Origin of the sequence: Streptomyces sp. NRRL B-24484 (assembly GCF_000717715.1) — a bacterium.
GTDB lineage: Bacteria > Actinomycetota > Actinomycetes > Streptomycetales > Streptomycetaceae > Kitasatospora.
This window is the reverse complement of the sequence record NZ_JOAI01000013.1, coordinates 46,772-60,236: the sequence shown is the minus strand read 5'-3', so window position 1 is coordinate 60,236 and position 13,465 is coordinate 46,772. Positions and strand designations below refer to the sequence as shown.

The following is a 13,465-nucleotide window of genomic DNA, read 5'->3' as shown; positions in this document are numbered from 1 at the left end:
ACCACGAAACGTGACAACGGACCGCACCGGGGCGGCCCGCACCGGCCCTCGGTCCTACGACCAGGGCCCGATTCCGCTCCGCGCAGGCGCGGACTACCGTGCGGTACGTGCACACCTCCTCGCAACCCTCGCCCATCCGTACGGCCGGCCCCGACGAGTTCCGGTCCGCCCTCTCGCAGCTCGCCGCGGGCGTCGCCCTGGTGACCGCCAACGACCCCGAGGACGGCGAGGACGCGGGTATGACGGCGACCTCGTTCCTGTCGGTGTCGCTGGAGCCGCCGCTGGTGCTGGTCTCGGTCCGCGAGGACTCCAGGATGGACGACGTGCTCACCCGCGCCGAGACCTGGGCAGTCTCCCTGCTCGCCGAGGAGCAGCGCACCGCCGCCTCCCGGTTCGCCATGAAGGGCCGGCTCAGCGACCGGCTGCTCTTCGCCGACACCCCGCACCGCCGCGGGGAGCACAGTGGCGCCCTGCTGATCGAGGGCGCCCTGGCGACCGTCGAGTGCCGCACCGAGCAGCGGGTGACCGCGGGCGACCACGTCCTGGTCATCGGCCGGGTGCTGGAGGCCCGGGTGCAGCAGCCCGGTGCCAAGCCGCTGCTGTACTTCCGCGGCGACTACCGCCGGCTCGCCTGAACCCCACCCGCCGCACCGCGGCCCGCGGCGCGACGGACCGTCAGTCCGCCGGCCGGACCCGGGACCTGCCCTGCTTCAGCTGGGCGCGGTGCCGCTTGTTCTCCAGCCGGCGCTCGACCATGCCGCGGCTCGGCCGGGTGGCCCGGCGTGTCTTCGGCGGCGGGGCGGTCGCCTCGCCGAGCAGCGCGGCCAGCCGCGCGGCGGCGGTCTCCCGGTTGCGCCACTGCGAACGGTGCTCGGAGGCCCGGACGACCAGCACCCGGCCGTCCACCAGGCGGTGGGCGAGGCGCTCCAGGGCGCGCTCCTTCCACACCGGGGGCAGGGCGGCCGACGCGGCCAGGTCGTAGCGCAGCTCGACCTGGGTGTCGGAGGTGTTGACGTGCTGGCCGCCAGGGCCGGAGGAACGCGAGAAGCGCCAGACGAGCTCGGCGTCGGGGACGACCACCGACCCCCGTACGCGGATGGGCTCGGACATGCGTCCATCATCCCGCCCCACCGGCCCGGGGTCACGCGGTTAACCGCACACAGGGCCGGACCCGCCGAGAACAGCACCCCTGGAGGCAGCACCGCCGGGGGCCGCACGCCGGGGGCACGGGGAACTGCGCACTGCGGATGCGGTTCACGGGACGTACCGGGGCCCGGCCCGACCAGGCCGTACAGCCACCCCCGGACTGCGCGGTCCCCACGCCCCGGCGTCGGCCCCCGAGGTCACCGCCCTCCGGGGTGCGCCCCGCTCCTGCGAGAATGAGGCGGTGATCGAGCTCGGGTACTCCCTGTCCAACCGCTTCCCCGACCCGCCGCAGACCGACTACCGGCAGGCCCCCGTGCGGAGCCTGCGGTACGACCTGTTCTGCGGCGACGTCTACCTGGAGGCGGACGGCGAGGCCGTGGAGACCCGGTGGGGCTGGGTGCCGGTGCTGGACTTCGCCTGGGCGCTGTGCGACGTCACCGAGCAGCTGGACCAGGACCCGCAGGGCAGCCGCGCGGCGGTCGTGCAGACCGCCGACCTCGACTTCACCCAGAACACCGAGCTGCTCCGGTTCGCCCGCCGCTTCGGCTGGGTGGAGGTCACCGCGACCTGGCTGCGGGACGCCGAGCCGCTGGTGGTCCGGCACGCGGAGCTCCGCCGCGAGGCCCGTGACTTCCTGCAGGACGTCCTGGCCGATCTGACGGACCTGCACGAGGGCCTGGCCGACAATCCGAACATCTGGTCCGTGCAGGGCCGCTTCCCCCGGATCTGACCGGCGCCCCGCCGGCCCCGCGCGCCCGCGGCACGCCGCTGCACGACGGTTCGTACGAGAAATTCGGCCGGGCCTGGAACCATGGCCCCCGCGAACAGCGTTCTTCCGAACAAAAGCGACCGAAGGGACACACACACCATGCCCGTGAGCCTCTCCAAGGGTGGCAACGTCTCGCTGACCAAGGAGGCCCCCGGCCTGGCCGCCATCACCGTCGGCCTCGGTTGGGACGTCCGCACCACCACCGGTGCGGAGTTCGACCTCGACGCCAGCGCGATCGTGCTGAACAACGACGGCAAGGTGTACTCCGACCGTCACTTCGTCTTCTTCAACAACACCGCCACCCCGGACAACACGGTCGTCCACACCGGTGACAACCGGACGGGCGAGGGCGCCGGCGACGACGAGCAGATCAACGTCAACCTGGCCGCCCTGCCGGCCGACGTCACCCGGATCACCTTCCCGGTCTCGATCTACGACGCGGTCAGCCGCGGCCAGAGCTTCGGCCAGGTCCGCAACGCCTACATCCGGGTCCTCAACCAGGCCGGCGGCGCCGAGATCGCCCGCTACGACCTGTCCGAGGACGCCGCCACCGAGACCGCCATGATCTTCGGCGAGCTCTACCGCAACGGCGCCGAGTGGAAGTTCCGCGCCATCGGCCAGGGCTACGCCTCGGGCCTGGTCGGCATCGCGCAGGACTTCGGCGTCAACGTCTGACGTCCCGGCAACCGCCGGTCCGTCAATCTCCGGCGCGCCACGAACGGGCGATGCCCGGGAATCCAGTGGATTCCCGGGCATCGCCCGTTCCTGCGTCCGGGGCCGTCAGGAGCGACCCGCGCGCAGCTCGGGGAGCTGCAGCATCTCGGTGTCCTCGTGCGGCGTCAGGTCGACCACCTCGGGGCGGCCGTGCTCGGCACCCGCCTCCGGGGCGGGCTGCGCCGGTGCCGGCTCGGCCGAGAGGGCCGGCAGGACCGGCAGGGCCTGCTCGGCGGGCGCCGCGTAGCGGACGCTCTCGGCGAGCGCCTCCTCGCCGACCACGTCGGCGAGGTCGGCCAGGTCGCCGACGGCCGGCGCCGGGGCGGCGGCCCGCAGCGCGGCGGCGGTGGCCGGCCGGCCGAAGAAGCTGAATCCGGCGCCCCGCCCGGCCGCCCGGACGCGGGCGGCGGGAACGACGGTGCCGGTGCGGGGGCGCAGGGCGGGCGGTGCGGTGAGCGGCCGGTCGACGGCCGGCTCGGGGACCGCCGGGACGGCCGCCGGGGCGGGCTGCTGCACCGGCAGCGGGCGGGCGACGGGCACCGGCTCCGGCATCCGCGGCCGGAGCTCCAGCTGGGCCCGGGCCTCGCCCTCGCGGCGGCGGGCCTCCGCCTCGTTGCCGACGCGCTCCAGGTGGCGCAGCGCGGCGGCGGCCCGCACGTAGGCGGCCGGGCTGGCGGGGTGCTTGGGGCGGGCGGCCTCCTGGGCGCGCTTGGCCGCCTCGGCCTCGCGCATGGCCTGCTCGGCGACGGCCACGGCGCGCTCGCGCAGCAGCCGGGCGATCTCGGTCTCGGCCTTGGCGAGCCGGGACTTCTCGGCGGTCAGCCGCCGGCCGAAGCGGGTGGCCCGCTCCTCGGCGACCTCGGCCGCGTACTCGGCCTCGGCGAGCTGCTCCTCGAAGCGCTCCTCCAGCCGCAGCCGCCTGGTCGCGGCGAGCTGCAGGGCGGCCCGGGCCGCACGGTCGCGCTGGCGCAGCAGGAGGCCCAGCCCGACGGCCGCGACGACGGCGGCGACACCGACCGAACGCGCCACCACCGGATCCGGAGTGGCCACCAGTGCGGCCACGGCGGCGAGCACGAGCACACCGACGGCGACGGGTGGCGCGTAGCGGCCGAGGACGGAGGAATGACGGTGGCGTCCACGAGACATGCCAAGAAACTAGCGTGCGAATCGGGGCGCTGTCAGCCTCGCCACTCATTCGGCTCTTGACAGCCCGTCGGAAATACTCGGCGCTTCAGGATGGTCACGGGCCGTTACCATGACGGGCGTCATTCCGACCGTTGAGCGAGGCGCCCGTGTCCCCCGGTTTCCGTGTGCATCCAGGCGAGTTGACCGAGGCCGGGCACGCCGCCCGGCAGACCGCCGAGCGGCTGCGCGCCGACGCCCGTGCCGTGCTCGGTCCGGCCGACGCGGCGGCCGCGGCGCTGCCCGGCTGGCGGACGGCCGCGGCCCTGCGGGACTGCGCCGACGCGTGGCACCGGCTGTTCGAGCGGCTCGCGGACGACCTCGGCACGATCGGCGCCGACCTGGTGCGGACGGCCGACGGCTACACGGCCGCCGAGGAGTCCGTCCGTCGCAGCCTGACCCCGGCGGGCTGAGATGGACACCGCCGCCCTGGCCGCCGCCCGCCCGGGCGAACTCCCCGCCGCCGCAGCGGCGTACGGCGCCCTGGCCGCCGCGCTGGAGCGGCACCACGACGCATGGGCCCGGCAGACCGCGGGCCCGGTGCACGGCTCCGGCTGGCAGGGCCGGGCCGCCGATCTGGCGGGTGCCGCGGTCGACCGGGCGACCGGCCGACTGCAGGCGGCCTGGGTGGAGCTGACGCTCGTCCAGGAGACGCTGCGTCAGGCCGCGGAGGCGTTCGCGGTGGCGCAGGCCGCGCTGCCCGGCGATCCGGCCGGCGCGGTCGCGCTGGCCGAGCGGGCCGATGCCGCGGCCGCCGAGCGGCTGGCGGCGCTGGCCGCGACGGCCCGGGACGGCCGGGCGCTGACCCCGGCGGCGGCGGTGGCGGGCCTCGGCCGGCTGTCCGACCCGTGGGAGCCGCTGAACGCCGCGCTGCGGGCGCTGCTACCGCCGCCCGGTGCCGGACCGGAGCAGGTCGCCGCCTGGTGGCGGGGCCTGGCACCGGGCGCCCGGGCCGCCCTGACGGAGGGTCGGCCGGAGCTGGTGGGCGCCCTGGACGGGCTGCCGGCCCGGGACCGGGACCGCGCCAACCGGCTGCAGCTGTCCCGTCTGCTGGAGCATCCGGACGTGCTGCCCGGCCCGGTGCGGGAGGGCCTGCGGGCGGTCGCCGCCCGGCTGGCCGGCGGCGATCCGGCGGGCGGCGGCCCGCTGCTGCTCGTGCTCGGCGCGGAGGGACAGGGCCGGGCCGTGCTCAGCTACGGCGACCCGGACACCGCGGACGACGTGGCGGTGTACGTGCCCGGCTTCGGCACCGACCTGGCCGCGGCGGGCCGCGGGGACGCCGAGCGGGCGGAGCGGATCCGCACCGCGGCGGCGGGCTGCGGCGGCGGCCGGACGACGGCCGCGATGGTGTGGCTGGGCTACGACGCCCCGCCGAACGAGGGGCTGGACCTGCGTTCCGTCCAGGTGGCGGGCGACGCCCGGGCGAAGGACGGTGCGGCCGACCTGAACCGCTTCCTGGGCGGGCTGCGGGCCGCCCGGCCGGGGGAGCCGGCGCACGTCACCGCGGTCGGGCACAGCTACGGCTCGCTGGTCGTCGGCCTCGCCGCCCGGCAGGACGGCGCCGGCATGGACGACGTGGTGCTGGTGGGCAGCCCCGGCGCCGGGGTGGACCGGGCGGACGCGCTGAAGGTGGGCGCCGACCACGTGTACGTGGGGGTGGCCGAGCACGACCCGGTCGGCCGGCTGCCGGCCGGTACCGGGGTGGCCGGCCGGATGCTGCTGGGCGGCCCGGCGGCCGCGGTGGTCGGGCAGGTGGCCGGCCCGGACGAGCTGTGGTTCGGCCGGGACCCGGCGGACACCGGGTTCGGTGCGCGCCGCTTCGAGGTGGCGCCGGGCGATCCCGGGCACCCCTTCGACAGCCACTCCGCCTACTTCGACGCGGCCCCGGACGGGCCCTCCGCCTCACTGGCGAACATCGGCCGGGTGGTCGCCGGGCGGGGGACGGAGACGACCGCGGTGCCGCCGCGCTGACGGCCCGCGCCGGGAGCCCGCGCCGGCGGGGTCAGCGCGGGGAGGGCTCGGCCGGGTGCCCCTGGCCGTTGTGGTCCTCGGGCAGCCTGAGGATGTGCTGCAGCCAGAGGGCGGCGGCCATCACGGCGGCACCGGCGAGCACGGCGAACCCGGCGGTGAGCGCCTGTGACTTGCGGGCGGCGATGTCGAGCTGCTCCAGCAGGTAGACCCCGATGCCGGCGTACAGGCCGGTGACCACCGCGGAGACCAGGGCACTGGCCTGGGCGAGCACCAGGGCGCGGGCGGCGTGCAGCGGGTCCACGCCCTTGGCGTCCGGCTGCCGCTCGCGGACCGCCTTCAGCCGCGAGCGCAGCGAGATCGCGGTGGCGAGCAGCACCACGGCGACGGCGGCCAGCACCAGCGGTGCCGCGGCCGGCACGCCCGGCAGGCTGCCGAGCGAACCCCAGAGCTTGGCCCCGGACCAGGACAGCACCCCCGCCACGGCGGTGATGCCGAGCAGCAGGCGCAGACGGAGCGGCTTCACGCGGACGATGTCCTTCCCGGCGGTGGCGACGGACTGCTGTCCCTGACGGACCGTCGCGGTGCGGCGGTGCGAGCCCACCGTACCGGGCCGTCGCGCGCCACCTGTACGGACGGCCCGGCGGACGGGGAAGTTCCCCGTCCGCCGGGCCGTGCGGCGGTCCTATTCCGGCAGGCGCAGCCGCAGGTCGGCGCGGCGGCGGACGCCCTGGGCGTCCTCGCCGCCGAGTTCCTTGAGCAGGTCGGCGACGGGGCCGCGGCCGGGTACCTCGGCCGCCGGGTCGGCGTCCAGCCAGGGGGCGAGCACGAAGGCGCGCTCGTGGGCGCGCGGGTGCGGCAGCAGCAGGTGCGGGTCGTCGCTGAGGACGCCCTCCACCGCGAGGATGTCGACGTCGAGGGTGCGCGGGCCCCAGTGGACCTCGCGGACCCGCCCGAAGGCGTCCTCGACGGCGTTGCCGCGCTCCAGCAGCGACGGGGCGGGCAGCGTGGTGCGCAGCAGCACCACGGCGTTGAAGTAGGACGGCTGGTCGGCGGGGCCGCCGACGGCGTCCGTCTCGAACACGCCGGACACCGCGGTGACCTTGATGCCGGGGGTGTCGGCCAGTGCGTCCACGGCGCCCTGGAGGGTCTCCAGACGGTTGCCGAGGTTGGCGCCGAGGGCGATCGCGGCGTTGCGGACGGTCTGCAGGGTGGAGTCGGCACTGTCCACCCGGCGCTCCAGGTCGAACGTGGTCGGCGAGGCGGTCGGGTCGCTGGTGCTCATCGGATTCCCTCTGCGGCTCGGGGACGGGGCAGCCGGCACGTCATGCGCGGCCCCGGTGGATGGTGACGGTCACGTCGTCGAACGGGACGGTGATCGGGGCGTCCGGCTTGTGCACGGTGACCTCGACCTCCTGGACGGGCTCGTGCTTGAGGCACTGGTCGGCGATGCGCTGGGCGAGCGTCTCGATCAGGTCCACGGGGTCGCCCGCGATGACCGCGGTGACCTCCTCGGCGATCACGCCGTAGTGGGCGGTCCTGGTGAGGTCGTCACCCGCCGCTGCCGGCCGGGTGTCCAGGAAGAGCACGAGGTCGACGACGAAGGTCTGGCCCTCGATGCGCTCCCGTTCGAAGACGCCGTGGTGGCCGCGGGCACGCAGGCCCCGCAGGGTGACGCGGTCCAGCAAACGAATCACTGCTCCCAGGAAGACGGCCCCGACCGAGGGCAGGGCGAAGGCGGGCACCGTCGCCCGCAGTCCCTCGAATCTACCTCCGGGTGCCCGCGGTCCAGACCGTCTACCCGGCAGGGCGGGGCGCCACGCACGCCGGATCGGCGATTGACGTGAACGTTTCGGGCCGTTCCGGTGACGCTGCGGGGCCGTCCTCCGGGGTCAGTCCTCGTCCTCGTCGTCTCCGCTGGTCAGAACGGGTGAGCCGTGGTGCGACCAGATCCGCCAGCCGTCCTGGGTGCGGCGGAAGAGGTTGGTGGAGACGACCTTGCCGCCGACCAGCGGGCCGAGTTCGCCCTCCTCCTCGGCCTCGCCGCCGGAGAGGATGTTCTCGGTGCAGGTGACGAGGGCCACATCGCCCTGCACCTCGCACTCGACGTCGGTCAGGAAGAACTGGATGTACTCGGTGTTGGCCATGATCAGCATGTACGAGCGGGTGACCTGGGCCCGCCCGCGCAGCACCGGCCAGCCGGGGTGGACGCAGACCACGCCGGTCTTGTCGTCGGCGTCCCCGGCGCCCAGCCAGATGGACTCGACGGCCTCCAGGTCGCCGTTCTCCAGTGCCTCGTAGAGCGCCTGGTTCGCCGCCAGGACGGCCTCGCGGTCCACTTCCAGGGCCGCCGCCCGGTCGCCGCTCATCGCGCCGCCTCCGATCGGCGGGCCGGCCTCGTCGTCGTCCCGCACTGTGCCTCCTGCCGGGCTCCTGCCACGCCTACCCCCTTCGGGCGGCCTGCTGCCAGGCCGCGACCACTCGTACGGCGTCCGCCGTGCCGGCCACGTCGTGCACCCGGACGGCCCAGGCGCCGGCCCGGGCGGAGAGCACGGAGACCGCCGCGGTGGCGTCGTCCCGCTGCCTCGCCGGGCGCAGCTCCCCGGTTTCCGGGTTGGCGAGCAGCGTACCCAGGAAGCGCTTGCGCGAAGCGGCGACGAGCACGGGGCGGCCGAGCGAGGTCAGGGCGTCGAGCCGGCCGAGCAGGGCCCAGTTGTGCTCGGAGGTCTTGGCGAAGCCGAGGCCGGGGTCGAGGACGAGCTGCTCCTCCTTGACGCCGGCGGCCAGCAGGGCGGCCACCCGGGCGGTGAGCTCGGCGGTGACGTCGGCGACCACGTCGTCGTAGACGGCGAGGGAGTCCATGTCGGCGGACTGGCCGCGCCAGTGCATCACCACGAAGGGCGCGCCGGTGGCGGCGACCACCTCGGCCATCCCGGGGTCGGCCAGGCCGCCGGAGACGTCGTTGACCAGCCGGGCGCCGGCCTCCACCGCGGCGGCGGCGACGTTCGCCCGCATGGTGTCCACCGAGACGACCGCGCCGGCGGCGGCGAGCTCGCGGACGACCGGGACGACCCGGCGCAGCTCCTCCTCCTCGGTGACCCGCCGGGCACCGGGCCGGGTGGACTCGCCGCCGACGTCGATCAGGTCGGCGCCCTGTGCGGTGAGCCGCAGCCCGTGCGCCACCGCCGCGGCCGGATCGAGCCACAGGCCGCCGTCGGAGAAGGAGTCGGGAGTGACGTTGACCACCCCCATCACGGCGCAGCGGTCGAGGGTCGGGAGGCCGGGCAGGTTGTCCATGGGGCCATTATCGAGCCACCCGGCGGCCGGATCAGGACGCCGGAACGCGCCCGCGGCGGGCACCGGGGTCGGTGCCCGCCGCGGGCGGGTGGTGGTGCGGACCGGGCCGTGCGGGCCGTGCCGCGCGGCCGGTCGGTCAGGCCGCCTCGGTGACGGCGGCGAGCCGGGCCTGGTCGGGCTCGGGCATGAGGCCCTGGCGCTGCTTGGAGCGGCCCAGGCGGGGCATGCCGAGGGTGATGAAGGCCTCCGCCTGCATCGCGGCGAAGCCGATCCGCGGGAGGTCGCGGGTCTGCTTGTAGACGAGGAAGCGGGGCTCCCACTCCGGCTGGAACTTGGCGTTGAACTTGTACAGCGACTCGATCTGGAACCAGCGGGAGAGGAACACCAGCAGGCCTCGCCAGGCGCGCAGCACGGGGCCGGCGCCGATCCGCTCGCCGCGGGCGAGGGCGGAGCGGAACATCGCGAAGTTCAGCGACACCCGCTTGACGCCCATCGCCGGGACGGCCTGCAGGGCGGCGACGATGAGCAGCTCGTTGAGGCCGGGGTCGGCCTCGCGGTCGCGGCGCATCAGCTCCAGCGAGATGCCGTCCGGGCCCCAGGGCACGAAGTGCAGCACGGCCTTGAGGTCGCTGCCGGGCGCGCCGGCCGGCTCGCCCTCGGCCGGGGCCTTGTGGGCGGTGACGACGACGCAGCGGTCGTCGGTCGGGTCGCCGAAGCGGCCGAGCGCCATGGAGAAGCCGCGCTCGGTGTCGGTGCCGCGCCAGCGGCAGGCGGCGTCGGCGATCTGCCGGCGCTCCTCCAGGGTGAGGTCGCCGACCCGGCGGACCTGGCAGGAGTAGCCGTTGCGCTCGATCCGCTTGACCATCTGGCGGACGTTGCGCATGGCGCGGCCGGAGAGCGAGAAGGTGGCGGTGTCGACGATCGCCTCGTCGCCGAGCTCCAGCGCGTCGAGGCCTGCCTCGCGCGTCCAGACCTCGCCGCCGACCTCGCTGCAGCCCATCACCGCGGGGACCCAGGCGTGCTCGCGGGCCTCCGCCATGAAGACCTTGATCGCGCCGGGCCACGCCTCGACGTCGCCGACCGGGTCGCCGGAGGCGAGCATCACGCCGGAGACGACGCGGTAGGAGATGGCGGCCTTGCCGGAGGGCGAGAAGAGCACGCTCTTGTCGCGGCGGAGCGCGAAGTACCCGAGCGAGTCGCGGGTGCCGTGCCGGGCGAGCAGCTCGCGGACCCTGACCTCGTCCTCGACGGTGAGCTCCGGCTCGGGCTTCTCCGGGCGCAGCAGCAGGTAGGCCGAGGTGAACGCGGTCAGCAGGCCGAGCGCGCCGAGCGAGTAGGCGACCAGGTCGGAGATCCGGTCGGAGCCGTAGTGGATCGGGCCGTCGAAGCCGAAGAGGCCGTAGACCGTCTCCTGCAGGCGCTGGAGGGTCGACGGGTCGCCGATCTCCGACTTCGGGTGGACGCTCACGATCAGCAGGCCGAGCAGGACGCTGAAGACGCCCATGACGACCAGGTTGGCGAGGGCCCGCCAGCGGGTGCGCGGGTCGGCCTTGGCGTAGAACTCGCGGCGGTGCACCAGGATCACCGCGAACAGCACCAGGGAGATCACGGCGGGGCCGGTCTGGTGCCAGCGCAGCAGGTGCAGGGCGGCGCCCACGGGCAGCAGGACGACGACCGCGCGCCAGGCGCGCCGCTTGCGGCGGCGCAGGGCGTGGGCGAGGAGCACCAGCAGGACGCCGACCATGAGCGTGCCCGCCGCGGCGAGCGTGGTGGTCGCGCCCGGCAGCTGCCCGGCGAAGGTGTGCATCCGGGTGTGGCGCAGTTTCGGGAAGACGGCGCTGCAGATGTCGAGCAGGCCGATCAGCAGGCAGGCGTAGCCGACCACGCCCGGAAGCCAGGCGCGGGGGACGGCCGCGGCCTGGGTGCGCAGCGTCTGCAGCCCGCCTCGGCGGGGCTGCTCGGTCGACGGCTCAACGGACACGGGAACGCTCATGGAAGTTCAGCGTAGGGGCTGATCCGGGTCGTCCTGTCACTCCGAAGTAGGAGTTGTGATGGACCTTCATGACTATTCCTTGATCGGGCAATCCGCTGGTCAAGAAGGTCCCGCCGGCGGGTGTGCCGGGCGGGCGCCTCCCGGGCCGAGGGGTGCCTGGGGACGGGTGGTGACCGCTGCCGGCCCGGCCCGGCAGGGAGCCGGGCGGTCGGTCGGCGGTCGCGGGTGACGGCGCGCAGCGGCCGTCGCGGCAGGGACGGTGGTTCACGCACTGCACTCGGTGGACGCCGCATTCTAGGGCCTCGGTTGCACCCGGATCAGCACCCCGGGCGGAGCGGGAATCCGACGCCCGGTCAGGCTAGCCCCGGTGGCCCGGGTCGGTGGGCGAACGCACGATGAACCCTGGCCCCACCCCGCCCGATGGAAGGCGCCGCCATGGAACTGACCAGCAGGTCGCTGGTGTACTCGCTGATCGCGACGGCGGCCGCGGGCCTGGTCGCGACCCTCTGGCTGTGGCCCCGGCTGGCCCGCCAGCGGCCCCTGGCGGTGCTCGGGCGGCTCGGCCTGCTGACGGTGGTTCAGGTCTCGGTGCTGGGGGTGCTGGCCCTCTCGGTCAACAACGCGTACAGCTTCTACACCTCGTGGAACGACCTGCTGCACCCGGGCGGGGCGGCACTGGCGCTGACCAGCTCGGAGCACGCCAAGGGGGCCGCACCGGACTCCCAGAAGCTGGTCGAGCCGACCTCCGAGGGCGGCCTGGAGACGGTGAAGGACGTCCTGCCGGCCGGCAAGCCGGAGGAGGTCGGCCGGGTCGACTCGGTGAAGGTGACGGGCACCGAGTCGGGGCTGTCCGACCAGGTCTTCGTCTACCTTCCGCCGGAGTACTTCGTCCCGAAGTACGCACGCGAACGGTTCCCGGTGATGCTGGCGATCGGCGGCTACCCCGGGCCGTCGCTGCACCTGGTGGAGGGGCTGCAGGTGCCGCAGACGGTGTCGGAGCTGGAGCGGGCGGGCCGGATGTCGCCGACGATCGTGGTGATGGCCCGGCCGACGGTGGCACCGCCGCGGAACACCGAGTGCGTGGACGTGGCCGGCGGGCCGCGCTCCGAGACCTGGTTCACCAAGGACGTCCCGACGGCGATCAGATCCGCCTACCGGGCGAGCCACTCCCCCGCCTCTTGGGGGGTGTTCGGTTATTCGACCGGGGGGAGCTGCGCGCTGCGGATGGCGATGCGCAGCCCGGACGCCTTCCCGAACGCGGCCGCCCTGCACGCGGACTACCAGGTGCCGAACGACCGCTGGACGGACGGCGACCTCTTCCACGGCGACGCGCAGGCCGCCTCGCAGTCGGACCTGAACTGGCGGCTGAAGAACCTGCCGGCCCCGCACGCGGCGCTGCTGGTGGTCAGCACCAGGACGGAGGACAACTACCAGGCGACCCAGCAGTTCCTGGCGACCGCCCAGCAGGTCGCGGCGAACAACCAGGACTTCACCGTGGACTCGCTCTTCCTGGACGACGGCGGGCACAGCTTCGAGACCTGGCGGCGGGAGCTGCCCGCGGCGCTGGAGTGGATGAGCGACCACCTGGCCCCGCCGCCGGACCGCGAGCCCCGGCAGTAGCCGCGGCGGCCCCGGGGCCGTCCCGGAACGCGTCCGGCGGGCCGGTGGTGACCGGCCCGCCGGACGTCCGCGGCGCGGGTGCTGCGGGCGCCGCCGCGGGGTGCTACTTGGCGGCGATCAGGCTCATCGCCTCGGCGCGGGTGGCCGGGTCGCGGAGCTGGCCGCGGACGGCCGAGGTGATGGTCTTGGCGCCGGGCTTGCGGATGCCGCGCATCGACATGCACATGTGCTCGCACTCGATGACGACGATCGCACCGCGGGGCTCCAGGATCCGCATCAGGGCGTCGGCGACCTGGCTGGTCAGCCGCTCCTGGACCTGCGGCCGGCGGGCGTACACGTCGACCAGCCGGGCGAGCTTCGACAGGCCCGTGATCTTGCCGGTGGTGGCCGGGATGTAGCCGACGTGCGCGACGCCGCGGAAGGGCACCAGGTGGTGCTCGCAGGTCGAGAAGACCTCGATGTCCTTCACCAGCACCATCTCGTCGTGGCCGATGTCGAAGGTGGTGGTGAGCACGTCCTCGGGCTGCTGCCACAGACCCGCGAATATCTCCTGGTAGGCGCGGGCCACGCGGGCCGGCGTCTCCAGCAGGCCCTCGCGGTCCGGGTCCTCGCCGACGGCGATGAGCAGCTCGCGGACCGCGTTCTCCGCGCGCTTCTGGTCGAAGTGCCCGATGGCGGGCTCGCCCTCGAGAGTCACCGGGTCGATCATGCGGGGCCTCGCTTGCCTCATTGCCAGTGGGGGTCCGTTCGTCGGGCACGGGGCCCGGCAGCACGAA

At 74.9% G+C, this 13,465-nt stretch carries 15 protein-coding genes; 6 read left to right on the top strand and 9 right to left on the bottom strand.

Features of this window, described 5'->3' with window-relative positions; translation table 11 throughout:
• Window positions 1–107: 107 nt before the first annotated feature.
• Window positions 108–635: a flavin reductase family protein gene (locus tag IE98_RS0114220; protein WP_078661025.1), complete on the top strand. Its 528-nt coding sequence runs from the start codon at window positions 108–110 to the stop codon at window positions 633–635.
• A gap of 40 nt (window positions 636–675) precedes the next feature.
• Here the strand turns inward: IE98_RS0114220 and arfB are convergent, their stop codons facing one another.
• Window positions 676–1,110, bottom strand: a complete 435-nt coding sequence (arfB, locus tag IE98_RS0114215) for an alternative ribosome rescue aminoacyl-tRNA hydrolase ArfB (RefSeq protein ID WP_030268805.1) — start codon at window positions 1,108–1,110, stop codon at window positions 676–678.
• Window positions 1,111–1,387: 277 nt separating this feature from the next.
• Here arfB and IE98_RS0114210 point away from each other — a divergent pair, with 277 nt between their 5' ends.
• Both IE98_RS0114210 and IE98_RS0114205 read left to right on the top strand, forming a co-directional pair.
• Window positions 1,388–1,876, top strand: coding sequence for a hypothetical protein (locus tag IE98_RS0114210; RefSeq protein WP_030268803.1), 489 nt, complete (start codon window positions 1,388–1,390; stop codon window positions 1,874–1,876).
• 138 nt (window positions 1,877–2,014) lie between these two features.
• On the top strand, window positions 2,015–2,590 hold the full coding sequence (locus tag IE98_RS0114205; protein ID WP_030268801.1) for a TerD family protein: 576 nt from the start codon (window positions 2,015–2,017) through the stop codon (window positions 2,588–2,590).
• Window positions 2,591–2,695: 105 nt separating this feature from the next.
• On the opposite strand, the gene IE98_RS0114200 is transcribed toward IE98_RS0114205, so the two are convergent.
• Window positions 2,696–3,775 (bottom strand): hypothetical protein, encoded by a 1,080-nt coding sequence (locus IE98_RS0114200; RefSeq protein ID WP_159400911.1) that lies wholly within the window; start codon window positions 3,773–3,775, stop codon window positions 2,696–2,698.
• A 179-nt stretch (window positions 3,776–3,954) separates the two neighbouring features.
• Between IE98_RS0114200 and IE98_RS44575 the strand changes: the two genes are divergently transcribed.
• Both IE98_RS44575 and IE98_RS44570 read left to right on the top strand, forming a co-directional pair.
• Window positions 3,955–4,224 carry a hypothetical protein gene (locus tag IE98_RS44575; protein WP_052390503.1) on the top strand — a complete coding sequence of 90 codons (270 nt, stop codon included), beginning with the start codon at window positions 3,955–3,957 and terminating at the stop codon, window positions 4,222–4,224.
• Window position 4,225: 1 nt separating this feature from the next.
• Complete coding sequence (locus tag IE98_RS44570) at window positions 4,226–5,782, top strand: alpha/beta hydrolase (RefSeq protein ID WP_052390502.1); 1,557 nt, start codon at window positions 4,226–4,228, stop codon at window positions 5,780–5,782.
• Between the two features lie 31 nt (window positions 5,783–5,813).
• On the opposite strand, the gene IE98_RS0114185 is transcribed toward IE98_RS44570, so the two are convergent.
• The 6 genes from IE98_RS0114185 to IE98_RS0114160 form a co-directional block, all read right to left on the bottom strand.
• Window positions 5,814–6,305: a DUF3180 domain-containing protein gene (locus IE98_RS0114185; RefSeq protein WP_030268794.1), complete on the bottom strand. Its 492-nt coding sequence runs from the start codon at window positions 6,303–6,305 to the stop codon at window positions 5,814–5,816.
• A 159-nt stretch (window positions 6,306–6,464) separates the two neighbouring features.
• Entirely contained in the window at window positions 6,465–7,064 is a 600-nt protein-coding gene (gene folK / locus IE98_RS0114180) for a 2-amino-4-hydroxy-6-hydroxymethyldihydropteridine diphosphokinase (protein WP_030268792.1), read from the bottom strand.
• Window positions 7,065–7,104: 40 nt separating this feature from the next.
• Window positions 7,105–7,464: a dihydroneopterin aldolase gene (folB, locus tag IE98_RS0114175; protein WP_030268790.1), complete on the bottom strand. Its 360-nt coding sequence runs from the start codon at window positions 7,462–7,464 to the stop codon at window positions 7,105–7,107.
• 207 nt (window positions 7,465–7,671) lie between these two features.
• The gene (locus IE98_RS0114170; RefSeq protein ID WP_030268788.1) at window positions 7,672–8,148 is read right to left on the bottom strand and encodes a nuclear transport factor 2 family protein; all 477 of its coding nucleotides are present in this window, start codon (window positions 8,146–8,148) and stop codon (window positions 7,672–7,674) included.
• A 73-nt stretch (window positions 8,149–8,221) separates the two neighbouring features.
• Window positions 8,222–9,076, bottom strand: a complete 855-nt coding sequence (gene folP / locus IE98_RS0114165) for a dihydropteroate synthase (RefSeq protein ID WP_030268786.1) — start codon at window positions 9,074–9,076, stop codon at window positions 8,222–8,224.
• A gap of 136 nt (window positions 9,077–9,212) precedes the next feature.
• Window positions 9,213–11,069, bottom strand: a complete 1,857-nt coding sequence (locus IE98_RS0114160; RefSeq protein WP_078661011.1) for a phosphatidylglycerol lysyltransferase domain-containing protein — start codon at window positions 11,067–11,069, stop codon at window positions 9,213–9,215.
• 435 nt (window positions 11,070–11,504) lie between these two features.
• Between IE98_RS0114160 and IE98_RS0114155 the strand changes: the two genes are divergently transcribed.
• Window positions 11,505–12,689, top strand: coding sequence for an alpha/beta hydrolase (locus tag IE98_RS0114155; RefSeq protein ID WP_030268781.1), 1,185 nt, complete (start codon window positions 11,505–11,507; stop codon window positions 12,687–12,689).
• Window positions 12,690–12,792: 103 nt separating this feature from the next.
• On the opposite strand, the gene folE is transcribed toward IE98_RS0114155, so the two are convergent.
• Window positions 12,793–13,398 carry a GTP cyclohydrolase I FolE gene (gene folE / locus IE98_RS0114150; protein ID WP_030268778.1) on the bottom strand — a complete coding sequence of 202 codons (606 nt, stop codon included), beginning with the start codon at window positions 13,396–13,398 and terminating at the stop codon, window positions 12,793–12,795.
• Between the last annotated feature and the right edge of the window lie 67 nt (window positions 13,399–13,465).

Bases quoted from the DNA above. Each gene is read 5' to 3' on its own strand.
- arfB (WP_030268805.1), bottom strand. From the start codon at position 1,110: ATGTCCGAGCCCATCCGCGTACGGGGGTCGGTGGTCGTCCCCGACGCC.
- IE98_RS0114205 (WP_030268801.1), top strand. From the start codon at position 2,015: ATGCCCGTGAGCCTCTCCAAGGGTGGCAACGTCTCGCTGACCAAGGAG.
- IE98_RS0114200 (WP_159400911.1), bottom strand. From the start codon at position 3,775: ATGTCTCGTGGACGCCACCGTCATTCCTCCGTCCTCGGCCGCTACGCG.
- IE98_RS44570 (WP_052390502.1), top strand. From the start codon at position 4,226: ATGGACACCGCCGCCCTGGCCGCCGCCCGCCCGGGCGAACTCCCCGCC.
- folK (WP_030268792.1), bottom strand. From the start codon at position 7,064: ATGAGCACCAGCGACCCGACCGCCTCGCCGACCACGTTCGACCTGGAG.
- IE98_RS0114170 (WP_030268788.1), bottom strand. From the start codon at position 8,148: ATGAGCGGCGACCGGGCGGCGGCCCTGGAAGTGGACCGCGAGGCCGTC.
- folP (WP_030268786.1), bottom strand. From the start codon at position 9,076: ATGGACAACCTGCCCGGCCTCCCGACCCTCGACCGCTGCGCCGTGATG.
- IE98_RS0114160 (WP_078661011.1), bottom strand. From the start codon at position 11,069: ATGAGCGTTCCCGTGTCCGTTGAGCCGTCGACCGAGCAGCCCCGCCGA.
- IE98_RS0114155 (WP_030268781.1), top strand. From the start codon at position 11,505: ATGGAACTGACCAGCAGGTCGCTGGTGTACTCGCTGATCGCGACGGCG.
- folE (WP_030268778.1), bottom strand. From the start codon at position 13,398: ATGATCGACCCGGTGACTCTCGAGGGCGAGCCCGCCATCGGGCACTTC.